Raw genomic sequence first — 19,895 nt, 5'->3', positions numbered from 1 at the left:
GGATTTCTGCCTGTCCATGGGATTCTCCTGTCTCGCCGGGGCAGCCCCGGGCTGATGGTCTTCCTCGACGAACGCGGTGTCGCTCTCGGCGGCGGCCTGGGCGGCATCCTCCTGGAGCCAGTCCACCCTGTAACCGTCCAGAGCCTTGTCGGCCTCCTCGCGTCCGAACTTCTCCACGATCCATTCCCGCAGCGAGCGGAACAGCCGCGCGATGGGGGTGCCCAGCAGGGCCTCCTCGAACTCCACGGTCACGCAGTCCGCGTCGGACCCGGCGAACTCGGCGGAGACAAGTCCCTTCACCGCCGGGGGCTGGGCGCCCAGAAAGCCGACGTGGCGCAGGTAGTAGACGCCGGGCACGGGATTGCTGGGGGAGTCGGGCCGGTAGAACGACGCCGAGATCTTCTTGAAGCGTCCCGCGCCCACCATCTCGGCGAATGCGGCGTCCACCTGCCTGGGCGCGGCGAGCAGGGCGCCGCCCTCGGCGGCCAGGCCCTCCACCCAGCCGTAGGCCGGGGCGTCGTGCCGGGGATGCCCGACCACGAGCGGAGCCTCGTGCAGCGCCGGATCGTAGGCGCTGGCCGAGGCGGCCAGGTCGCTTTCGGCGAAGGCGATCTGGTCGCCGCCGCTGGTGATGTGGGTGCCCGCCCGGAAGATCTCCAGGGGTCTCTTCTTGCTCATCGCATGTTGCCTCCTTGCTGGTCGGTGCTCGGTTCTCTGCGGTCTACGCAGCAGCAATGCACCGGAGGCAAAAAGAAAGGCACCCCGAAGTGTTCGGGGTGCCTCGAAATGGCTGGGGGAAAGGCTGGGCTATTCTTCCGGGTCGGCGAACGGGAGCCGAATCTGGCGGACGGAAGGGCGGTGAGCCTTGATCTTCAAAATGGTGCGCTCCGTCCGCAGGCCTTTGTCGGTCTGGTACTGACGTTCCAGCACTTCGGCTTCCAGGATGTCATTCTTGGCGAACGCTAGCTGGTTTTCGTCGATCCGCTTCAGGAAGGCCTGGTCTGCGATGCTGGCCGAATATTCGGATGCGCCGTCATAGAACTCCCACTTATTTCCCTCTTTAAACTTGATGCTTTTGAGTTGCAAGTTCGTTGTCCGCACCTCTTCAGAGAGCAACTCGTCTTCCTGCACCGGCACACGGAAGTGGCGAGCCTCTTCCTTGCCCACGAAAACGGACCCCGACTCCGGGGCTGACCGAGCGGCGAAGGTGTCCACGCCTTCGCGTTCCAGGGGCTTGCTGATGGCGCTCTCCAGCCCCTTGCGGACCTTCATGTCCTGGTACAGTTTGAGCAGCGTCTCGGGGATGACCTGGCTGTCATCTTCGATGATGATCTTGACCTTGCCGTCCGGGAGCGGCTCGACCTTCTTGATCCGGCGGCCCCGGACCCACTTGATGAACGCGATGAGGCCGCCGCCGCCCAGGCCGATCCACTCCACAAGCTCCTTGGCCGCCACCACGTTCGCGGAGGTCAGCATCCCGCTCAAGCTGTCCCAGATGCTCTGGACCGTGACGAGGTCGACGCCGAAGGAGCCGCGCTCGAAGGAGGCCCGGACGCTGACGCTGATGGATGCGCGGTCGTCGTTGAAAACCTCGTTCGCTCCCTCCAGGATGTCGGAGATAGCCAACAGGGCCGGGGCCAGCTCCCGGATATCCATCTCATGCCCGGCCAGGGCCGGGCCGTCGTAGAGTACGTGAAAACTTGCCTTGCTGCTCATCCTCGCCTCCTCGGCGGGGGCTATCGCCCGAAACCGCCGTGCCTGTCAAAGCGGCTGGACAGCCTGGACCGCATACCGCTCATTCGCCCGGAATTGCGTTTAATTTTTTGTTTAAACAATTCCTAGACCATCGGGCCGCACTCGCGCAAGAAAAACCGCACAGACGCCTTCTCGCCGTCCGGCGGTATTTGACCTGGCCACGCAAGGTGTATATAGAATGAACAAGCGACGGCGTGGGTCGGGATGTGGCTCCGACAACCCACGCCTGGTGGTCGCGCGGCCACATCGCGCATGACCCCCACCCACCTTACTCACGTCCCCACAACAGCATTCCGATCCTGTGCCGGTTCGCCTCCTGGAGCCTGCGGATGGGGATGAACGTCCAGCCCTCGAACAGGCCGCGCGACGCGTTGGCCACCAGCAAGAGCAGCTTGTTTTCCTCGCCGAGCGCCACCACCTTGATCAGCCGCTTGCGCAGGGCGATGCGCCCCGTGACCTCGTGACGCTCGAACGAAACCCAGATCTCGTGGGGCGAGGTCAGCACCTCGGGCAGCAGCGGGATGAACGGCGACCGCTCCACGGGGAGGTGGGCCGCCATGGCCTCGGCGTTGAGCAGCAGCGCGGAGTCGTCGGCCAGGGTGAACACCTTCTCCTTCCCGCCCAGGGCCTTCTCCAGGGCGGCGCGCACGCCCGCCACTCCCTTGGCCTTCTCGCCCAGCCTGGCCAGCGGCTTGTCCATGGGCACCAGGCCGCGCCCCGCCGAGGCGTAGTCGCCCGGGGTCAGGCGCGTCCACTTCTTCCATGCGCCCGACGCCTTGTAGTCGGCCATGGCCTTCTCGGAGAGCTGCCTTCCCCAGGCGGCCTTGCCCGGGTTGTACGCGAAGCCGGGATCCACGCCATGAGGAACGGTGACCTCGCGGGGGCCGCCGGGGGTGTTGATGGTGCGCTTTTCGTACTGGATCTGCGGCGGCGGAGACACGCTCAGGCCGTAGCGCTTCAGGTCCGCGTCGGACAGGCTCTGCACGCTGCACTTACAGCCCCAGCCGTTCTGCGGCATGTAGACGTCCCAGAACGGATCGTCCACGGGCCGGACGGTGCCGTGCAGCGCCTGGTGCTCGGGCCTGCGGTCGCCGCCTTGGAGGGCCACGTAGCGCAGGTAGGGCCGCGTCTTCTTGAGCCGCTGCGCCTGCTGCCAGCGTCCGGCCATGTGCGCCTGGCGCATGTTGGTGTGGTAGATGGTCTTGGAGCGCCAGCCCCTGGAGCCGTTGTAGCTCCAGCCGTGGCGCTGCACGATGGAGTCGAAGTCCTTGCGGAAGTCCTCCAGGGTCCGCCCCTCCTCACTGGCCCGGGCGATGGACCGCTGGAAGTCGGCCAGCAGATCGTCCTTGACTGCCCCAGCCACGACGAAGGCCCGGGCATGGGCCTCCTCGTAGACGTCCGTCCAGTGCCTGGTCGGGAGGCGGACCTTGTCGCGGAAGTAGTCGATGGCCTCCCGAAACGGGGTGCCCTTGGCCTTAGCGTCGCTCATTGAGCGCGTCCATTCCCTGGAGTTCGGACAAAGCCATGGCGTCCGCCAGCAGGCTGGCCAGGTCGCTCATGTCCAGCTCCGGGTACAGCTCCACCAGGCACTGCCCCAGTTCATCCAGGGAGACCACGTCCGGGGACATGACGAGCTGGCGGACGCGGTCGACCACGGCCTGCATGGACGGGGCCGAGACCACGTCCAACTGCTCGGCCAGCAGCTCCGCGTCGTCGGGATCCGCGTGGGCGTCGCCCGCCTCGGCGAAGGATGCCCCGGCCTCTCCGGCGAGGACGGCCCGGCGGCGGTAGCCGTCGCCGTAGCGTTCGCGCACGGCGTCGTCGGTCAGCTCCAGGCCGATGGAGTAGAGCTTCTCGTCGCGCTCGATGACGGCCTTGTCCTTCTCGACATCCTGGTTGACGCGCCAGATCTGCGGCGGCACGGCCCCCGGGTAGTTCCACTCGGTCAACCACCGCGCCACCCCGCCGTTGAACGATTCGCAGCACAGGTCGGCATCGCTCTTGATGACCTCGCGGCGCACCTGCCCGTGGACGTTGGCCGTGCCTACGTACGGACCCGCCTCGGTGGTCGCCGTCTGGGACAGGATGACCTTGGAGATGGCGCTATCCCAATACTTCAAAAACCCCTCGTAGTTGCCCTTGCCGTTGCCCGTGGCCTCCACCAGGGCCACGTCGAAGCCGTCCGGGAAGGCTGTGACTCCGCCGGAGCGCAACGCCTTGGCGGCCTCCATGGCTGTGCGCTTCTGCTCGTCCGTGGCGTTGGCAGGATAGGTGGCCTTGGTGTGCGGGCTGCCGAAGCGATCCAGGAACTGCGCCCAGAACTTCGCCCCGTTGCGCTTGAGGAACACCGGCCACCACAGGAAGTGCGCCAGACCGCGCCCGTATGGGGAATCGTCATCATCGGCGCCCGCGCTGAACGTCCAGAACTTGCGGTCGGGCATGACCAGGCCCGAGGGGTGCCCAGCCTTGAGCAGCCTCAACCCGCCGTCGCGGTCGAAGCCGAACCGCCACGGCTTGCGCACCTTGATCTCCTCCAGAACCACGGACTTGCCGTCCCGGCCCCATATGCACTCGGCCACGGCGTAGCCGTAGTACACGCCCATGAGCATCATCCTGGTCTTGCGGTCGAAAGCCAGGGCGGCCAGCATCTCCTTGAGAGCGTCCGCCGCCATCTTGTCCCGCTTGCCGTTGCCGCCCGGCACCACCTCCAACTCGCAGGCGATCACCGCGTCCCGGCGCTGCTGCATGCCGGACTGCACCTGCTCGTCGCGCAGCAGCTTGGCATACTCCTGAAGATCGCCCCCCAGGGACGTCAGGACGCGGTCCTCGTTGGGCAGGATCTCGGCGGCGTAGCCGCTGAACAGGTTGTCGCTTCCTGCGGCGGAGTACTCCGCCAAGTCGGGCTTGGTGTCAGGCATCGAACGTGCTCCAGTCTATGCCGGTCCCGGCGTTCATGTTAAATTCGTTCCCCCTGCTGCGGCGGAACAGCTCGGCGTGATCCGCGTCCTGCCCCAGGAGAAACTCCACGGGCGCGACGTCCATGAGACTGGCGCTCCAGCACAGGACATGGGCGATGGCGCTGTCGCCGTGACGCCTGGCCTTGTGGTCCCCGCTGTTGCTCTCGCGCGGTACCATGGGGATGCCACGCACGAGCATCACGGCACTGTGATCGTTGACCACATCGTTGTCCCTGGGGGTTGTGGTCGTGCCGTCGACGAAGGCCGCCTTCAGCTTGGGCATGTACTCGGCGTACCAGGTCTGCGACAGATGAACCTGGGCGATGCGTCCCGGGCCGTACCGCTGGGCGGCGACCTCGGCCAGGTAGCCGCCGTTGCCGGTGGCGTCCAGCGCCCCGGCCCGGAATCGCGGCAGGCGATCCACCACGAAGAACAGAATCTGACGCTGCTGCTCGAAGGGGATGTTGCGCATCTCCAGGACGAACGGCGGGCGACGCACCAGCTGGCGCGTGATCTGTGCGGGCCAGAGGCAGGACAGGTCGACGTTGCGGGCGAAGTCCTGGCCGAAGACGGATTCAAAGGTCGGATCCATGGCGTTTAAACAGGGATTCAAATGCTCATTGCACCAGTCCTCAATGACGCGCTCACGCTCCCACTTGGGGCGGAAGGTGAAGGCGTCGTCCATCTCCAGCCGGAGGACGGGAATGCCCACCTCAGCCCTGGACTCCACCAGCACGCGCGGCAGGTAGGCCCCGCCGCCCTTGGAGGGCACCACGAACAGCTCTTCCGCCGCATTCTCGCCGTAGAAGGCGATGATCTCCTCGCGCCAAGCCGCCTCGGCCTCGGGCGACCACTCCTTTCCCGTGACCAGGCAGATGCGCTGGTACAGCCCCTGGCGTAGCGCCTGGTCGAAGTCCAGGCGCATCAGCTTGCCGGGCTGTCTCCCGCTTTCAATGTCGCGGCAAAACTGGTTGAAGGCGTTGGCCTCGCCGTCGTGAGTGGAAATGACGAGCACCTTCCCACCCCAGATGAGCAGCGCCATGGCTGCCTTGAGCAGCTCGGGCAGATCGTCATGGAACGCGGCCTCGTCGATGATGACCAGGCCCTGGCGACCGCGCAGAGAGCGCGGGCGCGAGGACAAGGCCACGATCTCGTAGCCGCTGACGAAAGAGATGCGGAACGCCTTGATGTCCTTGTCGCCTTCGCTGTTGCCGAAGAAGACGAACTCCTCCACCGTGCTCGCGGCGCGGTTGAACGCCTTAGCCCACATGGCGCAGACGTCGATGAACTCTCTGGCCATGTCCAAGTTGTAGCCGATGTAGAGGGTGTCCATGCCCCCCGCCGAACGTGCGGCGGCGCTGGTCAGCACCGCCACCGAGCCGACCCCCCACGTGATACCGGTGCGGCGGCTTTTTTCAATGCCGACCACCGGGGAGATATCCAGCAGGCTGTGCACGCTCTGCTGGTACTCCAAGAGCACATCCAGCATATCCAGGCTTTCCACCCCAAAGGGGAATGCCTGGCGGGAGGCGGCGCGCAGGGTCGCCCATTCCGCCTGGGTGACGCCGTTACCCTTGGAAACCTCGGCCATGGCGTCGGCCAGTTGGGCCGCCCACTCCTCCTGGGTGATGCCTTTACCGGTCGCGTCGCTCAACCCGCACCCCCAGGATCTTCGCCTTGATGGCCTCCACGGTGTCCTTGGTCAGGCCCTTCTCCCGGCCCGCGTTCTCCACGGCCTCGGCGGCGGCCTGCTTGGTTTCCGCCTCCACGCGTTCGATGATCTTCAGCTCACGGTCCAGGCCCAGCTTGGAGGCGCGCTCGATGCGCTCGGAGATCGTGGCCAACTGCTTCAGGGTGTCCAGGCTGACGCGATCTTCGCCTTCGGAGTTGGCCTTGACAACGATGTCGAAGGTCAGACTCTTCACCAATTCCGTGACGGCACGGCCCACGTCCGCTCCCCCGGTTTCTTCGATGCGCCCGACGATGGCGTTGGCGGCTTCCCGCGCCTCGCGCAGCAGGCCGCCCTTCTCTTCGATCTGCACGGCATAGCGGTTGACCGCGCTGCGGCTGACGGTGTCCAGCCCGCGCTCCTGGAGCAGCCCGTTGAGATGCTCCACGATCTCGCGCTGTGTAAGGCGCCGATCCCGTAGGGCAGCGTTCAACTCGACGCGCAGATCCTCGGGGAGTTGGTCGATGGTCGATGGACGCCCCCGGCCCGGACGCTTTTTGCGGGCCATGGCCTACCTCCCCGGCGAGGGGCGCTTGATGCCCGGTGCGAGGGCACGACCGGCGGCGACATCGGCCCCGCGCTCGGTGAGCGTGGCCACCGCCAGACCACTCGGCTCCCGCAGCTCGACCAAGCCCTGTTCCCGGAGCCAGTACAGTTCGTTCCGGACGCGGTCCCTGGACGGCGAGAAGCCGTATTCCGTGGACATGTCCGCGATCAGACTCTCGTTCAGGGTGTAATCCGTCTGCTCCAGCAGCAGGCGCAGAATAGTGATCCGCAGGTGTTCGACGAGATACTTCTCATAGCTCATTTCTTGCTCCCGCAATTCAGCAGGTAGTCCTCCTGGCGGTCCAGTACACGGTCCATCTTGCCGATGACCCGATCTACACCGTCTATCTTAGCGTCGACCCGCTTGATGTCACCGCGCAACCCCTCAATGGACAACGAGAGGTTGTGCCACTCCCCGTTGCCGGGCAGTTCCTTGAGGAGGTCTTCGTTGGTTCGGACCCGGCCCCGCAGCTCCGTGACTTCCCGTCGCAGGTCCAACACGATCTTGCCGAGCCAGCCCAACAGGGGGACCACCAGTACCTGCACTATGCGCAGTACGAATTCGGCCACTTCCAGATTCAGTTCCACGCTTACCTCCCGGAGCCCCTGAGCTTAGCCAGTTTGTCCAGGAGCCCCTCGGGGGCCTGACCGATGTCGGCCATCTTCTCGGCGGTGCGGTTGCCGGTGTAGCTGCGGTACATGGCCGCCAGCATGGTGCCCACGCTGGCGATCAGCCAGCAGACCACATACACCAGCAGGTCCGCCTCGGCGTCGCCCAGGTCGCCCCACACGGCGGCGGCCACCACCAGGGGCAGGGCCAGGCCGCACAGGGCCAGATAGCCTCCCGCAACCCAGCGCAGCAGCTTGGGCCTGGTGCGGCGCACGTACTCGTCGGAGCTGGCGATCTCGGCCTTGGACAGGTCGCGCCCACCCTGCATGTCATCCAGGTCCAGCTCACGCATCCGTTCCGCGTGCCGCTGACCAGCCTGTTCCAGGGCCAAGCGCTGCTCGGGCGTCATGCTGGGCGCTTGGGCTTCGGCTTCGCGCAGGCCCTCGGTGACCAGATCGACACCCTGTTTGATTTTTGCCCCGGTCTCTCCGCCAATGGCCCCGGCGATGTCCGCCACGGTGTCCACCACGGTCACGACCTGCCCAACGCCCGGAATCAGGCGCAACAGATTCTTCCCGATTTTGCCAATGAGACTCACTCGGTCTTCCTCCTTGTGTGCGCCGCCCTCAGCAGGTCGGCCCGTTCTTGGATCGCCGCGTCCGTAATCTGCTTTCGGCACCAAGCGCACGTCCCGCAGATGTAGCCTCTGGCCGTGCGAAACACCTCGAGAGGACGCAGAACGCGGCATTGGGGGCACTTCCTGGCCATACCTACCCGACCATGCCTGCCGGGGTCAGGTCGATGATCGTCAGTCGGAATTCGGACACACCACCGAAGGCTTCCCGGAACTTGGCCATCTGCACCTTAGAGTTGATTACGATGTTCGCGCCGGGCTCCCAGGCCCCCACGAGGATGCAGCCCTGGGTATCCTCCACGAAGTTGCCCCGGTGGAACAGGATGTCAGTCCTGCCGGGTACGTCCCGGACCTCGAAGGTCTGGCCGAATTTTTGGGAAGTCCTGCTCGTGCAGGTGTAGACACCGGGCGGGATGCAGCTCTCGTTGGGCCGGTTGCCCCGCCACGGCTTTTCCAGGGTGTGGGCCACACCGCGCGGTCTGCCGTCCTCGCCGGTCAGAGTGAGCACACCGATAATTCCGGCGTCCTTGCCGTCGTGAAAACGCACCAGCTTCGCATCCATTGTACAAACCTCCTGTATTGCACAAAGGATGTAGCGACGTTGCGGGCCGGAGAGCACCCCGAAGAGTTCGGGGGCAAAAGGAAGGGCGGCCCAGGAATTCCTGGGCCGCCCATGCGAAATTTCCCCTTCTCTGCCACAAGGGGCTGCGGCTTGTCACTACAGACCGGGCAGGCGGGGCTGGGGCTGGTCACGACGGGCTTGCGCCGCCAGCATCTCGACGTAGCGCTGCGTTGCGCCGGTGGCCAGGGCGATGCGGCGCTGCGGCAACCCCTCGGCCAGCAGGCGCAGTATCTCGCGCTTCTTGGCCCCGTCGCACTCGCCCCTGGGCACGGTCAGTTCGTCGCCGCCGTAGACGCCGCACAGGGCGGCGAACGCCTCGGCCCCAATGACGCCCACAAACGGATGCCCCTCGGTCGGCTGCTTGGGGATATAGTAGCTCACGCCCCCGGCCATGCGGGCCAGCGCCAACGCCGCGCGCGGGCCGATGATCTCGCCCACGTCGCGCAGGCCCGAGGGCCAGTGCGTCATGTCCTGAGGGTCGAGGCTCATGCCCTCGCGTCCTCCTGGGGTTCCCACTTCCACTGGTTGCCGCGCCACACGCGCTTGTAGACCCTGCCGTCCTCGCCCAGGGCCGTCTGACCGCCCTTACGCTTGCCGCCCTTGCTCAGGGCGGTGATGACGCCACGCAACTGCGTGGGGGTCGCCCACTCCAGGCGCTCCACGCGGTACATCCTCTTGAGGATCGCGCTGGCGTAGGACCACGGCACGAACCCGTCCTTGTCCGCCAGCAGTGCTTCGATCTTGGTCATCAGCAGCGCCGTGGCCTTGGGATCCGGCTTGGGCGGGAAATTCTTGGGGAGGCCGTGCGTGTCCCTGGAAGCCTTGGCACGCGGGGGCTTGCCCCAGCCCAGGGCGTGGAATTCGTGGATGACCTGGTCGAGTTGCGTCAGGTTCATGGCCCGCAGGCTGTCCTTGCCGGTGACCCGCTCAAGGACGGCCCGGTAGGTGACGTCGTCGTCCAGCCCGGGCATCTCCCGGCGGGCCACCTGAATCTTGCGGATCAGCGCGTTGCGGTAGTCCTTGCCCCGTCTCATCGCAGCACCTCCACATCCTCGGCGGGGATCTCCACATGGCCACGGTCGAACAGGTGGCACCAGACGTACCAGTGCCCGTCGTAGCCCAGGTGGGGCGGTGCCAGCGTCCAGGTCGGCTCAGTCAGCGCCACCCCGGCCAACACCGCACCGTTGGGCACACGGACACGGGTGCGGGCCGGGATGTGCGGACGGGGGCCGGGAGCCTTGACCGAGCCGAAGCCGAGCAGATCCACGAGCGCCCGCCCCAGGCCGTCCAGGCCGAAGAAGGTGTATTTTCCGGGCTGGCGGACCCAGGCCCGCCCGAGCTTAAGGCGGTAGCGTCCGGCGACCGCGTCAGGGTGGCCGGGGAACTCCTGAGCCGCATAGACACGAATTTTCGCCTGTGTTTTGCGTCCAACCACACGCAACAGCGCACACACGGGCTTGCGCTTATCCATGCTTCGGCTCCCGCAGATCCCGCAGCTCGCGCTGGGCCGCTTCCAGCTTGCGGCACGCCTCGGCGTACTTCCTCTCCATGCTGCATTCCTCGGGGAGGAAGAACCCGCCGTCGCAAAAGCAGGAGCACTCCCGGCAACGCCCCTCGGCCCGAGCCTCCAGGTCCGCGCGCAGGGCGTCGCGTTCCTTCAGGAGGCTAGGGAAGGTCCGCAGGACGCACAGCAGGGCCAGCGCGTCGAAGGCGCGGTGATGCGCCTCGCCCGTGGTGTCGCTCTCGCACGCTTCCTGGGCCTCGCGGAATTCGTCCACTAGGCCCTCGAAGTACATAGCCACGGCTAGCATCACCGCCGGTCTGTACAGCGGGTCCAGCACCGGCAGTTGGCCGATGTCCGAGCCGTAGGCAAAGCGGTTGTCCGTGGCGCCGGGCATCAGGTGCGCTCCGGCGACAGCTCCGCCAGCTCCAGGGCCACGGACGACGTCCGCCCGCAGTTGATCCGCACCGGGCTGACCTTGGCCAGGTCCACTTCGCCGGTCGGGCCGCTGGCCACTCCGGCCAGGCCCACGACGGCCCTGCCGTCCAGCAGCCGCGCTGGGCGGTCGGTCGTGGTGGTCACGACTTCACCGTCGTAGACCCGCACGGTGACCTCGGTGCCGACTGAATAATGGTCATTCCAAAGGTCGACCTTGATCTTTCCTGGTAGGGGGTGCCCATGGTTGCTCCGTATGGCTGCTCATCAGGCCGAGGCCGCCACGCCCCGGCGACCGCCCCGAAGGGGGCGGTTTCGCAGGAGTTAAGCGGGGGCTGCACAGCGGGGGAGGAAATGGCCCTCAAGCTGCGCCGTCTCTCTGTTCAAGTGACGGCGAATGCCCATAACGTCGTGCATCAGGTCGAACTCCGGCGCCGCAGCCAGCTTGGCGAGGTCCAGTTTGCAGGAGTGATTATGGGTCGCGATCAGGTCCATCAGGATTCCATCCCGGGACACATCACGGGAGCCATACTTGCGGCAGATGGAAATACACCTGTCTGCTATGGCCTCAACCAGGGCCACCTCTTCCGGTTCCAGATGCCAATTGATTTCCATGTTGCCCTCCTCGCTGTTTCGTGGACTACAGGCGTTCCCAGCCTTCCAGCTCATACTCATCGTCCTCGTCCAGACACTGGATTTCCGCTGCGACAATCGCTCCCTCCACCAGATCGTCCACGTTGTCCCACAGAACTGCGTCTCCGGGATCGATGCGGAACAGCTCCCACAGACTATCCTCTGCCCACTCCTGCACATCCTCCGGCGGGATGTCGTCGGGCAGTGACAGGCTGACGGTCTTCCTGTGCGTAAAGGTGATGTCCAACTCATACGTCGCCATGGTGTTGCTCCTTGTGGCTGCTCATCAGGCCGAGGGCGCCACCCCTCGGCGACCGCCCCGCAGGGGGCGGTTTCGCTCTAGCTTTCCAGCACCAGCTTGGCTCCCTCCAGGTCCGATGTGGCGATGTCCACATGCTCGCATGCGGACCGGATGGCGCTCAGCCTGGCGTCCAGGCCCTGGCCGTCGGAGACGGTCAGGATGTCAGCCTCGGCCAGCGCCAGGTGCTTCCTTGCGTGGTCGATCCTGGCCATGGCCGTAGAGCACAGGCCCTTCACTAACAGGCCGGGATCAGCCATTGAGCTTCTCCTTGAGGCCCGCGCCGGGCTTGAACTTGACCACCGTCTTGGCCGGGATCTGCACGGGTTCCCCGGTCTTGGGGTTGCGTCCGGTGCGCGCCTCGCGGCCCTCGGTCTTGAAGGCGCCGAACCCGGTGATGACGACGTCCTCGCCCCGGGCCAGGCCGTTGGTGATCGTTCCGATCATGCCTTCCACGGCGAGTTCAGCGGTGGCTCGATTGTAGCCGCCCTCGTTGCTCATGTGCTTGTGGACCGCGTTGATGAATTCCTTCTTGTTCATGGTTCTCTCTCCAGGGGTTACAGGTGGTGCATCAGAATCCAGAGGATCCCTGCGGTGATGAGGTTGCCGAGCACCAGGGTTAGGAAGAGCTTGGCATACCACCACACGGCCTTACGCCGCTTCGTCGCCCAGGCGCTGCTGGTCGACTTCGATGTAGAACTCGTCCTCGCTCAGTCTGCGCATGCCGACCGTGGCCAGGCGCTCGTCCGGCCAGTCCTGCATCGCGGTCTTGTCGACGCTTTCCTTGGTGCGGATTGCGTCCAGGAAGCCGCATTCGTGCAAGCGCTCAAGCACGCGGCCCAGGGTGACCTTGGGCAGAGTCAGGAGCTTGGTGACCCGGCGGAAGCCGATGGTCCCGAAGCTCAGGGCGAGGCTCTTGCGGCGCGCGAACAGCGCCTCCCGGTGCAGGGTGGCGAAGGTGGCCAGGGCGTCCGCCAGCGTCTTGCGGCGCGTAAGCAGCGGCTCACACCGCGCCTTGGCCTCGGCCTTGGCCTGGTCGACGGTCTCGTTGAGCTGCGCCTCGTGTGCGGCCACGCTCCTGTCGATCTCGGCGATTTCGGCCAAGGCCCCTTCCGCCTGCTCCAGGGTGCCGATTATGGTTGCCTTCGGTTTTGTCCTGTTAGCCATTCCGTGTATTCCTCCTTGCCTGATATAGGCGTTTATCACTTAGGCATTTACTCCCCAGGAAAGGGAGCCTGCGGGATTCCCCTTGCTCCGCCTCCAGCCTGTCCTGGACACTCACACCGATGCTGCGGGCGTCCCGCCGGAGCCTGCCCCGTTCGCGGTTGCCGAGCATGGCCAGCACGGCGTCACGCGGCGGGCTGGTCCGCATCGCCGTCGCCGTCCCGAAACCCCAGGGGCAGGCCGCTCTCCAGGGCCTCGACCAGGGGCAGCAGATATTCCAGCTCCCGGATGATGGGGCGGACGGCTTCGTAGCTGTGCGCCTCGGCCACCCCGCCCAGGCCGCGCAGCGCGGTGATGTCCGCGCGCAGGGCCTCGCTCAGGGACAGGCCCTTCTTTCGCGTCTCTCCGGCCTCCAGGGCGCTGGCCTCCACGGCGGCAGCGTCCAGGGCGGCGGGCACGTTGCGCAGCACCTGCCACGCCACCGGGGAGACCTGGCCCAGCAGCATCCGCGCGCGCAGGGCGATGTTTTCCAACTTCTCGGCTATCATGTGACCTCCTGGCCGTTGATGTTGTGCGCGCAGGCCCGGCAGGCTTGCCACAGGCGCACCCGCTGGCTGCTGGCCGCAGAAAAGGGCTTGGCCTGGTGCTCCAGGCACTTCTCCTTGTCCAGGACGCCCAGGATCGGGCAGGACACCGTCTCGCCCATGAGCACGGCGCGGACCCGGACGGCCACGCTGTCCAGGCTGCCCCGATACTTGTTCTTGAGCACCTGGTTGATGGCGGCGGGGCTGTAGCCCACGCGCTCGGCGGCGATGCGCTGGCTGCCCACGCGGTCGCACTCCTCGGCCAGGGCGCGGACCCAATCGGGGGCCAGGCCGTCCCAGGCCGCCAGGGTGGTGTCCAGGGTGGTCGCCCGGGCGCTCATCGCTCACCCCCCTGGGACCACACCACCTCGTTCAGGTTGGGATCGAACACCTGCCGGATGCGCTGCACCTTGGGCGGCTTGGGGCCGGTGTTGCGGATCAGCCGATACCGGGCGGGCCTGTTGCCGTGCGCCGGAGCGGTGACCTTCAGGTAGCCCGCGCGGTACAGGTGCTTGAGATAGTCCTTCGCGTCGATGTCCGCGACAGGGGTCGCCGCCGTGCTGGCCGTCACCGTCAGGTCGCGGTAGCCGAACTCGCCCAGCATGCGCATGGATCGCCACATGGATTCGCGCTTGGTGGGCGGGCATTCGGTGCCGTCCTTGCGCAGGCGGGGATACTCGCGGCACTTGCGGTCCACCCGGTACACCACGGCCTCGTAGCGGCCCTCGCCGCGCAGGCCCGTCCGGGCCAGGTAGCCGCCGCGCTCCAGGCGCACCACGTAGTCCCGCACGGTGTCGCGCCCGGCGTTGGTCCGGTCCGCGACGTCGCTGATGGTGAACTCGGCCAGCGCCATCATCACGGCCCACATGTAGGCTTGGCCGCGCGGCGCGCCCTGGGCCGCCTGCCGGTCTATGGGTTGGCGGGACATCAGCCCCTCCTCGCCGGAGGCTTGCCGCTCCAGAGCTGCCGGTCGCCCCAGGCCGCGAGGTCGACGACGCCCAAACCGGCCCCGGCGGCGAACTCGCGCACGCGCTCCAGGTTCACGCAGATCCGCCTCACCCGGCCCTCGGCCAGGTCGGTAATCCGGGCGGCCAGGTCGGGGGCGATCTCAATCCCGCCGCAGTAGAGCTGGGCCAGGATCAGCGTGTCGTCGCAACTGGCGGGCTGGGCGGGAACCCAGTCCAGCACCCGGTTGTGGACGCGCTCCCAGGCCATGAGCTTGCCGGGCAGCCCCTCCTCGCCGATGAGCACCACCGCGCCCTGGCTCTTGTCCAGGATCTCGCGGATCACGTTGACGCTCTTCTCGCCCCAGTTCGTGACGTGGTCGAATTCGTCGATGATCAGCGGGCGTTCCTCAATGGCCAGCGCCTCAATGATCTGCTCGACCATGTCCGGGATGGTGCGGCCCATGACGTCCACAGCCTGGGCGGTCCTGGGGTCGCGGCGTTTGTCCACGAAGCCCAGCTCGCGCAGCACGGACTGGCAGAACTTCTTCAGCGTCCAACTGGCCCCGACCTCCACATGCAGCGCCCGGTAGATGTTCGCGGCGTAAGCGGCGCTGAACGACTTCCCGTAGCCGGAAAAGCCGTGGAACGTGCCCAGCCCGGGCAGGTGCCGGGGCCTGTTGACCACCCTGTCCATCAGCTCCGAGAACAACGCGACGTTGCTCAGGGGTGCGATGGTGCCCGTCATGTTACCGCTCGTCATGGATCGCTCTCCTTGTGGGTTGTTCCCGCGCTAGCCGATCTGGGCTGCGGGATGTTCCTTCTTGGTCTGGGCCATGAACTGTTGCACATGCTGCTGGTGCGCCTTCTGCACCCGGTATTCCGGCAGCGCCCGGTAATTCGCCAGCCACGCGGCCTTCTCGTCGGGAATGGGCTGGCCCGCCTCGAGCTGCGCCTCCAGCTCCTCGGCCTCGGCGAAACGCTCCTTGCGCAGGCGCTGTTCACGCGCTGCGGGAGTCTCGGTGGGCAGCGTGGAGACCTTGCCCTGGAAGCGGCGCTTGAGCTCTTCCCGGCGCGCGGCCTGCTCCTCGGTGAGCGGCTGGGGCTGGGGGGCCTGGGTTGCGGCGAACGCCTTGCCGGACTCGCGCAGGGCGTGGTTGCTGTAGCTCTCGGCAGGCTGCGGCAGGGCGCTGATGTTCGCGGCCTTGCGGGAGGCGTGGGCCACGATGTCTTGCAGGATGGTGTCCACCCTTGCCCGCTTGGCCGTGCGCTGGAGATCCCGCGTCGCCTCGCCCAGGTACTCCGCCTGGGCCGCCTTGCAGGCTTCCGCAAGTTCCTGCCGCGAGATGCCCAACAGCTCGGGGCACATGGCCCGGCACACGAATTCGTTGCTCTCGTTGAAGCAGTAGACGTACCCCGCGTCGGCCTCGTCCAGCAGGACGCGCACCCGACCGCCGGGCACCTCGTCCTCCAAGCGCAGGGCCGGGTGGTCGTACAGGAACCGGTCGACCTTGAGGCCCTTCTTGCTCACCGTGCGCCAGCCGTCCTTGCCGACCGCCGGGGACAGCAGGACGTCCAGGGCGCGCTCCGCGTTGTCGCCTTCGAGCCGCTCCACCACGCCGCGCCATGAGGCCGCCTGCTGGAAGGGCGAAACGCCCAGGGAGCCGTGCGTCTTGTGCTCGTACATCGTGCTCGTCCACCAGTCGCAGAACTCTTGCAGCTCCTCGGCGGTTAGACGCATATCCACAGGCGTGTCCTTGAATTCCTTCTTGCGCAGCCGATCGGCGAAGGATTTACGGCTTTCGATGGCCTTACGGTCCACGACGCTATGGCCGACGTAGCCTTCAAGCAGCTCGAAAACGCCGTGTAAAAAGGTCTTGAACACCCGTTCGATGTGGGGTTTCTCCTGGGGGTTGAACGGCGTACAGAGGTTCTGGGTGACACCCAGCCACAGGAAGCAACGCTGCATCTCGTAGGAGACATAGTCCGCGCCGTTGTCCGTCTTGGCTTCCTCCGGCACACCCCACTCCAGGATGCAGCGCCTGGTCAGGGCTTTGATGGCCGCCGTCTTCGACGTGCGCGAGACCAGGAAGCGCACCCGCCGCGACCACACGTCGAGGATGCCGATGATGTGATGCCGCCGCCCGTCCGCCAGCATCACATCCGCCACCGTGGAGTCGTACTCCCAGCGCTGGTTCAGGCGGACGACTTCCTCGGAGGCGTTGCCCGTGGCCGACAGGTGCGTGTTGCGCCAGCCGTCCGGGTTCGCGCAGCGCGTGAGCAGACTGTCGTTGGCTTCCCGGTACTTGGTCAGCCAGCGGGAGAGGGTGCGCAAAGACGGCTGGCAGGGGCGCGCAAACCGGGCTTCAATGGCCTCCTTCATGCTTTGAGCACTGATCCCGGGATACTTGTAGAGCATGCCCACAACCAAATCCCGCAGCTCCGGATTGCTGTCGATAACGCCCGTGCCCCGGCGGTGCTGGCCGTAGCGCCCGGCCAGGGCCGCGACGCCCTTGTTGCGCAGGGCCTTGGCCCAGTTGATGAGGGTATTCTTGGAGACGGTGGCCACGTGCTCCCGCACCCAGTCGGGCACGGCAAGGGCCTCGCGGTCCTGGCCGCCGTTGTAGAGCTTGCAGAACTCGACCCGGGCGCGCCCCGTGGGCAGCCCGGAGGTCTTGCGCCAGCCGTCGAACAGCGTCAGCACCATCGCGCGGGCCTCGCCGCGCCGCTGCGCCCGCTCCGGCAGCCCCGCCACGGGCACCACCGCAGCCTCGCCCCTGCGCCCCATCCGGTCGCAGACCTCGGTCACGATCTCGGACTGCGCGGCCCGCTCTGCCTCATGCTTCGCAATGGCTAGGCGCGTCTCCTCCGGCATTGAGGACACCAGCCACTCATTGCCGCCGCCCCGGCCCTGGCGCGGGCGCGAGGCCCAGCCTTCGCGCTTTGCTCGCTGGTCGATCGCCTGCCGAGACACACTTATGAGATCGCTCAATTCCCTTGTGCTGTAGGTGCTATTGTTGGTGCTGCTTGCGGCCATGGCGGTCAGCCTGCCTTGCGGGTCAGTTCGTCGTTCTTCATGTCTTCGGGCAGACTCAGCGCGTCGAGAGGGCATCCGAGGTCACGCAAGGCGACCAGGACCCTGCGGTGGTTCCTGCTGCCGCGAACCGTGGCCGACACGGCCTGGATGGAGACGCCAAGCTCCCTGGCGATGTCGGCCATGTTCATTCCCTTGGCGTCCAGATACTCCCGGATGCGGTAGGGCTTCCTGTGTCGACCAGGCCCGGCAGCCGCATGGACGTTCATCGAATTGCCTCCTCAAGCTGCTTTTTGCGGCGCTGCAACGCCTTGATCTGGTTCTCCACCTCGACTCGCTCCAACAGCAGCAGCTGCTCGGCGCTGACGACCGCGCCGTCATGCACCGCAGCCTGGACGGACAAGGGCGACAGGTCGCCCACCACATCCATGAAGACATTCAGCGCCCGGATGCCGGGCATGTGGTCGGGAGCGGAGGGGGAAAGCCACTTGGCGAAGATGTGGTCGGAAAGCTCCTTGGCGTTGCCGCCGGTGAGGCGCACTCCGGCCTCGACTGCGCGGGCGTTCATGCGGGCGACAACCTCCTCGCGTGACACTCGATGGCTGTCGCAAAACCGCTTACAGGCAGCGGCCATGGCCGCCTTTATCTCCCGGTCAATCAAGGAGAGGCGGTTGGTCGTGCTGTCGAAGAGGGAGAATTGCCGCATGATCGCCGTCCGTGATTCCTTTGGTCGACGTCCTGTTTTCGTGAAATGGCAGACGTTGACCGTTAGGCGGAGCGGCTGTACCGTGAGGTGAATTGTTGTAGTCAGGAATCAACCGCCCGCAAGGACTTTAAACACCGTTGGTTTAAAAAAGTCAACCAAAAGTTTGGTTGCAGGTTTCTTGCGCCAGCCTTAGCCACACTTTAAGTTACACCAATGGTTTGCAATGCCCCGGCACTTGCATCTTTGGTTGCAGGTTCGCTTATGGAAGATGCAACTTGGGAAGAAATCCTTCAGCGCTTGCTCGCTTCCACAGGCTCGCCGACTGAGGCGGTTCTCGCGGATCGCCTTGGCATAAGCAGCCAATCGATCTACAACGCTAAAAAGAAAGGGAAAATTCCACCGGCTTGGGTGGTCGACGTATCGAAAAAATATGACGTTTCAACGGACTGGCTATTCTTCGGTCTGGGGGCGATGCGTAGAAGCGACTCGGGGCCATCGGAGGAGCGTGACCGTGCGCCACAAGAAGGCGCCCGAGATCTGCTCATGGTCCCAAGAGTTAAGGCGCGTCTGTCGGCAGGGTCCGGCTCGCTGGAGACGTCGGATGACATTGAAGAGCGCTATGCTTTCAAGAGCAAGTGGCTGCGAAGCAAGGGTCAGGCGTCGAAAATGGTCCTGATGTATGTCACTGGGGATTCAATGGAACCGGACATCAAGGACCGCGATATGGTTTTGATAGATCAGTCCCAGGTCGACATCGTGGCAGGAGGCGCGTACGCCATCGGAATGGATGACGAGGTATTGGTTAAGTATGTGGACAAAGAGCCAGGGACGTACGTTCTAAGGAGTGCCAACCCTCTGTATTCGTTAATAAAAGTAGATTTGAGGGACGAATCTTTGAATGTCCGAGTGATCGGACGAGTTCTGTGGGTAGGTCGCGAAGTATAGCTGTTTTCTCTATATCTGCACATGAGGATATCATGCTTTTCTTAAAACACCTCTGCATCATCACAATGCTTTTCCTGCTCGCCTCATGCGGAGGATCGGCTCCGGAGACTCCGCACGCATTGCCGTATATTGTAATCAAGACGGATGATTTCAGCTTCCCAGGCAGGAAGAGAATGAACGTGGCCTTCTACGTTGAGAAGAAGGACTCAACATTTCTGGAGCGAGTGCATACAGCCATGAAGGCTGCCTACGATTTGCAGCAAAAATACGACTGCGACGTGGCGATTTCTTGGATGGCCATCGGGCCAAGCAGTTCAACGATACTAGGGGAGACTTTGCTTTCTAAGGCTGTTTTCGTGCCGGACGGGAAAGGACTGTCAGGGAAAGATCCGGGTAAAATGTGGGATGTCTTGGGCACCGAAGTGACGCCGACAGAGGACCAGGAAAAATTGCGGGAAGCTATTGACGTTATGTACAAAAAAGCAGACACCGCAGGTGCTTCTCATGCCTGCACCGATTTGCCTGCTTTGGATTGTTATAGGGTGATGGCTGAGAAGCTGGGACTCCCTGCTGAAACACGTCCCGCATCGCTCACCCCTGTGCCATATCTGGTGAATTAGGCTCGTCCCAATATAAGTGGCGTAACGGGCCGCCTTGTCCAAAGATAAGTGGCAGGGCGGCCCGCCGCTGTTCCGCACCCGACCAGATCGAAAACCCACGCCAGCCGTGGCGTTGTCCCACGAGTTCCCGCATGGTCCCGCACTGCCTCACTTGTCCAAGACTATCTGGCTAAACACA

At 65.2% G+C, this 19,895-nt stretch carries 28 protein-coding genes, 2 other RNA genes and 1 pseudogene; 2 read left to right on the top strand and 29 right to left on the bottom strand.

The window, feature by feature from the left end; translation table 11 throughout:
• The 29 genes and pseudogenes from G495_RS19265 to G495_RS0113500 all read right to left on the bottom strand — a co-directional run.
• Positions 1-678, bottom strand: a pseudogene (locus G495_RS19265) (hypothetical protein); the annotation flags it as partial.
• Positions 679-807: 129 nt separating this feature from the next.
• Entirely contained in the window at positions 808-1,716 is a 909-nt protein-coding gene (locus G495_RS0113630) for an LAPAL motif-containing putative phage structural protein (protein WP_035252294.1), read from the bottom strand.
• 307 nt (positions 1,717-2,023) lie between these two features.
• Positions 2,024-3,244 carry a PBECR2 nuclease fold domain-containing protein gene (locus tag G495_RS19260; RefSeq protein ID WP_035252292.1) on the bottom strand — a complete coding sequence of 407 codons (1,221 nt, stop codon included), beginning with the start codon at positions 3,242-3,244 and terminating at the stop codon, positions 2,024-2,026.
• Positions 3,231-4,673 carry a DUF935 domain-containing protein gene (locus G495_RS0113620; RefSeq protein WP_028588254.1) on the bottom strand — a complete coding sequence of 481 codons (1,443 nt, stop codon included), beginning with the start codon at positions 4,671-4,673 and terminating at the stop codon, positions 3,231-3,233. The genes G495_RS19260 and G495_RS0113620 overlap by 14 nt, the downstream gene beginning before the upstream one ends.
• On the bottom strand, positions 4,666-6,366 hold the full coding sequence (locus tag G495_RS19255) for a hypothetical protein (protein WP_211234148.1): 1,701 nt from the start codon (positions 6,364-6,366) through the stop codon (positions 4,666-4,668). The genes G495_RS0113620 and G495_RS19255 overlap by 8 nt, the downstream gene beginning before the upstream one ends.
• Positions 6,347-6,949 (bottom strand): DUF3486 family protein, encoded by a 603-nt coding sequence (locus G495_RS0113610; protein ID WP_084458283.1) that lies wholly within the window; start codon positions 6,947-6,949, stop codon positions 6,347-6,349. Before G495_RS0113610 ends, G495_RS19255 begins: the two co-directional genes overlap by 20 nt.
• A 3-nt stretch (positions 6,950-6,952) precedes the next feature.
• The gene (locus tag G495_RS0113605) at positions 6,953-7,249 is read right to left on the bottom strand and encodes a VpaChn25_0724 family phage protein (protein WP_028588252.1); all 297 of its coding nucleotides are present in this window, start codon (positions 7,247-7,249) and stop codon (positions 6,953-6,955) included.
• On the bottom strand, positions 7,246-7,575 hold the full coding sequence (locus G495_RS19250) for a DUF2730 family protein (protein ID WP_035252287.1): 330 nt from the start codon (positions 7,573-7,575) through the stop codon (positions 7,246-7,248). Before G495_RS19250 ends, G495_RS0113605 begins: the two co-directional genes overlap by 4 nt.
• A 2-nt stretch (positions 7,576-7,577) precedes the next feature.
• On the bottom strand, positions 7,578-8,195 hold the full coding sequence (locus tag G495_RS0113595; protein WP_028588251.1) for a 3TM-type holin: 618 nt from the start codon (positions 8,193-8,195) through the stop codon (positions 7,578-7,580).
• Between the two features lie 172 nt (positions 8,196-8,367).
• Complete coding sequence (locus G495_RS19245) at positions 8,368-8,778, bottom strand: DUF5675 family protein (RefSeq protein ID WP_156939714.1); 411 nt, start codon at positions 8,776-8,778, stop codon at positions 8,368-8,370.
• A gap of 171 nt (positions 8,779-8,949) precedes the next feature.
• Positions 8,950-9,342 (bottom strand): hypothetical protein, encoded by a 393-nt coding sequence (locus G495_RS0113585; protein ID WP_028588250.1) that lies wholly within the window; start codon positions 9,340-9,342, stop codon positions 8,950-8,952.
• A complete protein-coding gene (locus G495_RS19240) occupies positions 9,339-9,887 on the bottom strand; it encodes a gp16 family protein (protein WP_051445392.1) in 549 nt (182 codons plus the stop codon). The genes G495_RS0113585 and G495_RS19240 overlap by 4 nt, the downstream gene beginning before the upstream one ends.
• The gene (locus tag G495_RS0113575) at positions 9,884-10,324 is read right to left on the bottom strand and encodes a hypothetical protein (protein WP_028588249.1); all 441 of its coding nucleotides are present in this window, start codon (positions 10,322-10,324) and stop codon (positions 9,884-9,886) included. Before G495_RS0113575 ends, G495_RS19240 begins: the two co-directional genes overlap by 4 nt.
• Positions 10,317-10,751, bottom strand: a complete 435-nt coding sequence (locus tag G495_RS0113570) for a hypothetical protein (protein ID WP_028588248.1) — start codon at positions 10,749-10,751, stop codon at positions 10,317-10,319. Before G495_RS0113570 ends, G495_RS0113575 begins: the two co-directional genes overlap by 8 nt.
• On the bottom strand, positions 10,751-10,960 hold the full coding sequence (locus G495_RS22255) for a hypothetical protein (protein ID WP_035252284.1): 210 nt from the start codon (positions 10,958-10,960) through the stop codon (positions 10,751-10,753). Before G495_RS22255 ends, G495_RS0113570 begins: the two co-directional genes overlap by 1 nt.
• An 83-nt stretch (positions 10,961-11,043) precedes the next feature.
• An RNA gene (locus G495_RS21290) (hammerhead ribozyme type II) lies at positions 11,044-11,110 on the bottom strand.
• 3 nt (positions 11,111-11,113) lie between these two features.
• Positions 11,114-11,404: a DUF6874 family protein gene (locus G495_RS19235; RefSeq protein ID WP_051445391.1), complete on the bottom strand. Its 291-nt coding sequence runs from the start codon at positions 11,402-11,404 to the stop codon at positions 11,114-11,116.
• 25 nt (positions 11,405-11,429) lie between these two features.
• Positions 11,430-11,684, bottom strand: a complete 255-nt coding sequence (locus G495_RS0113555; protein ID WP_028588246.1) for a hypothetical protein — start codon at positions 11,682-11,684, stop codon at positions 11,430-11,432.
• Positions 11,685-11,695: 11 nt separating this feature from the next.
• Positions 11,696-11,762, bottom strand: an RNA gene (locus G495_RS21285) — hammerhead ribozyme type II.
• Positions 11,762-11,980: a hypothetical protein gene (locus G495_RS0113550; RefSeq protein ID WP_028588245.1), complete on the bottom strand. Its 219-nt coding sequence runs from the start codon at positions 11,978-11,980 to the stop codon at positions 11,762-11,764. The genes G495_RS21285 and G495_RS0113550 overlap by 1 nt, the downstream gene beginning before the upstream one ends.
• Positions 11,973-12,260, bottom strand: a complete 288-nt coding sequence (locus G495_RS0113545) for an HU family DNA-binding protein (RefSeq protein WP_028588244.1) — start codon at positions 12,258-12,260, stop codon at positions 11,973-11,975. The genes G495_RS0113550 and G495_RS0113545 overlap by 8 nt, the downstream gene beginning before the upstream one ends.
• A gap of 111 nt (positions 12,261-12,371) precedes the next feature.
• Complete coding sequence (locus G495_RS0113535) at positions 12,372-12,887, bottom strand: host-nuclease inhibitor Gam family protein (RefSeq protein WP_028588243.1); 516 nt, start codon at positions 12,885-12,887, stop codon at positions 12,372-12,374.
• Positions 12,888-13,069: 182 nt separating this feature from the next.
• On the bottom strand, positions 13,070-13,432 hold the full coding sequence (locus G495_RS0113530) for a hypothetical protein (protein ID WP_028588242.1): 363 nt from the start codon (positions 13,430-13,432) through the stop codon (positions 13,070-13,072).
• Positions 13,429-13,809, bottom strand: a complete 381-nt coding sequence (locus G495_RS0113525; protein ID WP_028588241.1) for a hypothetical protein — start codon at positions 13,807-13,809, stop codon at positions 13,429-13,431. Before G495_RS0113525 ends, G495_RS0113530 begins: the two co-directional genes overlap by 4 nt.
• On the bottom strand, positions 13,806-14,396 hold the full coding sequence (locus G495_RS20580; protein ID WP_051445390.1) for a hypothetical protein: 591 nt from the start codon (positions 14,394-14,396) through the stop codon (positions 13,806-13,808). Before G495_RS20580 ends, G495_RS0113525 begins: the two co-directional genes overlap by 4 nt.
• Complete coding sequence (locus G495_RS0113515) at positions 14,396-15,175, bottom strand: AAA family ATPase (RefSeq protein ID WP_028588240.1); 780 nt, start codon at positions 15,173-15,175, stop codon at positions 14,396-14,398. Before G495_RS0113515 ends, G495_RS20580 begins: the two co-directional genes overlap by 1 nt.
• Before the next feature lie 30 nt (positions 15,176-15,205).
• Complete coding sequence (locus G495_RS0113510) at positions 15,206-17,449, bottom strand: DDE-type integrase/transposase/recombinase (protein ID WP_245588438.1); 2,244 nt, start codon at positions 17,447-17,449, stop codon at positions 15,206-15,208.
• A gap of 5 nt (positions 17,450-17,454) precedes the next feature.
• A complete protein-coding gene (locus G495_RS0113505) occupies positions 17,455-17,715 on the bottom strand; it encodes a helix-turn-helix domain-containing protein (RefSeq protein WP_028588238.1) in 261 nt (86 codons plus the stop codon).
• Positions 17,712-18,152, bottom strand: a complete 441-nt coding sequence (locus G495_RS0113500; RefSeq protein WP_028588237.1) for a hypothetical protein — start codon at positions 18,150-18,152, stop codon at positions 17,712-17,714. The genes G495_RS0113505 and G495_RS0113500 overlap by 4 nt, the downstream gene beginning before the upstream one ends.
• Before the next feature lie 261 nt (positions 18,153-18,413).
• Here G495_RS0113500 and G495_RS21280 point away from each other — a divergent pair, with 261 nt between their 5' ends.
• Positions 18,414-19,097: a LexA family transcriptional regulator gene (locus G495_RS21280; RefSeq protein ID WP_084458277.1), complete on the top strand. Its 684-nt coding sequence runs from the start codon at positions 18,414-18,416 to the stop codon at positions 19,095-19,097.
• Positions 19,098-19,129: 32 nt separating this feature from the next.
• Complete coding sequence (locus tag G495_RS21830) at positions 19,130-19,717, top strand: DUF4875 domain-containing protein (RefSeq protein ID WP_156939713.1); 588 nt, start codon at positions 19,130-19,132, stop codon at positions 19,715-19,717.
• The last annotated feature ends 178 nt before the right edge of the window (positions 19,718-19,895 follow it).

The sequence above is a fragment of the Desulfocurvus vexinensis DSM 17965 genome, assembly GCF_000519125.1.
GTDB classification, from domain to species: domain Bacteria; phylum Desulfobacterota; class Desulfovibrionia; order Desulfovibrionales; family Desulfovibrionaceae; genus Desulfocurvus; species Desulfocurvus vexinensis.
Note: the sequence above shows the minus strand (reverse complement) of the source record. Positions and strands in the feature narration are given on the sequence as shown.

Bases quoted from the DNA above. Each gene is read 5' to 3' on its own strand.
- G495_RS0113505 (WP_028588238.1), bottom strand. From the start codon at position 17,715: ATGAACGTCCATGCGGCTGCCGGGCCTGGTCGACACAGGAAGCCCTAC.
- G495_RS0113510 (WP_245588438.1), bottom strand. From the start codon at position 17,449: ATGGCCGCAAGCAGCACCAACAATAGCACCTACAGCACAAGGGAATTG.
- G495_RS0113570 (WP_028588248.1), bottom strand. From the start codon at position 10,751: ATGCCCGGCGCCACGGACAACCGCTTTGCCTACGGCTCGGACATCGGC.
- G495_RS19240 (WP_051445392.1), bottom strand. From the start codon at position 9,887: ATGAGACGGGGCAAGGACTACCGCAACGCGCTGATCCGCAAGATTCAG.
- G495_RS0113535 (WP_028588243.1), bottom strand. From the start codon at position 12,887: ATGGCTAACAGGACAAAACCGAAGGCAACCATAATCGGCACCCTGGAG.
- G495_RS0113555 (WP_028588246.1), bottom strand. From the start codon at position 11,684: ATGGCGACGTATGAGTTGGACATCACCTTTACGCACAGGAAGACCGTC.
- G495_RS0113575 (WP_028588249.1), bottom strand. From the start codon at position 10,324: ATGGATAAGCGCAAGCCCGTGTGTGCGCTGTTGCGTGTGGTTGGACGC.
- G495_RS0113530 (WP_028588242.1), bottom strand. From the start codon at position 13,432: ATGATAGCCGAGAAGTTGGAAAACATCGCCCTGCGCGCGCGGATGCTG.
- G495_RS19235 (WP_051445391.1), bottom strand. From the start codon at position 11,404: ATGGAAATCAATTGGCATCTGGAACCGGAAGAGGTGGCCCTGGTTGAG.
- G495_RS0113605 (WP_028588252.1), bottom strand. From the start codon at position 7,249: ATGAGCTATGAGAAGTATCTCGTCGAACACCTGCGGATCACTATTCTG.
- G495_RS0113500 (WP_028588237.1), bottom strand. From the start codon at position 18,152: ATGCGGCAATTCTCCCTCTTCGACAGCACGACCAACCGCCTCTCCTTG.
- G495_RS0113585 (WP_028588250.1), bottom strand. From the start codon at position 9,342: ATGAGCCTCGACCCTCAGGACATGACGCACTGGCCCTCGGGCCTGCGC.
- G495_RS20580 (WP_051445390.1), bottom strand. From the start codon at position 14,396: ATGTCCCGCCAACCCATAGACCGGCAGGCGGCCCAGGGCGCGCCGCGC.
- G495_RS0113525 (WP_028588241.1), bottom strand. From the start codon at position 13,809: ATGAGCGCCCGGGCGACCACCCTGGACACCACCCTGGCGGCCTGGGAC.
- G495_RS19260 (WP_035252292.1), bottom strand. From the start codon at position 3,244: ATGAGCGACGCTAAGGCCAAGGGCACCCCGTTTCGGGAGGCCATCGAC.
- G495_RS0113550 (WP_028588245.1), bottom strand. From the start codon at position 11,980: ATGGCTGATCCCGGCCTGTTAGTGAAGGGCCTGTGCTCTACGGCCATG.
- G495_RS0113620 (WP_028588254.1), bottom strand. From the start codon at position 4,673: ATGCCTGACACCAAGCCCGACTTGGCGGAGTACTCCGCCGCAGGAAGC.
- G495_RS21280 (WP_084458277.1), top strand. From the start codon at position 18,414: ATGGAAGATGCAACTTGGGAAGAAATCCTTCAGCGCTTGCTCGCTTCC.
- G495_RS0113545 (WP_028588244.1), bottom strand. From the start codon at position 12,260: ATGAACAAGAAGGAATTCATCAACGCGGTCCACAAGCACATGAGCAAC.
- G495_RS0113515 (WP_028588240.1), bottom strand. From the start codon at position 15,175: ATGACGAGCGGTAACATGACGGGCACCATCGCACCCCTGAGCAACGTC.
- G495_RS0113610 (WP_084458283.1), bottom strand. From the start codon at position 6,949: ATGGCCCGCAAAAAGCGTCCGGGCCGGGGGCGTCCATCGACCATCGAC.
- G495_RS21830 (WP_156939713.1), top strand. From the start codon at position 19,130: ATGCTTTTCTTAAAACACCTCTGCATCATCACAATGCTTTTCCTGCTC.
- G495_RS0113630 (WP_035252294.1), bottom strand. From the start codon at position 1,716: ATGAGCAGCAAGGCAAGTTTTCACGTACTCTACGACGGCCCGGCCCTG.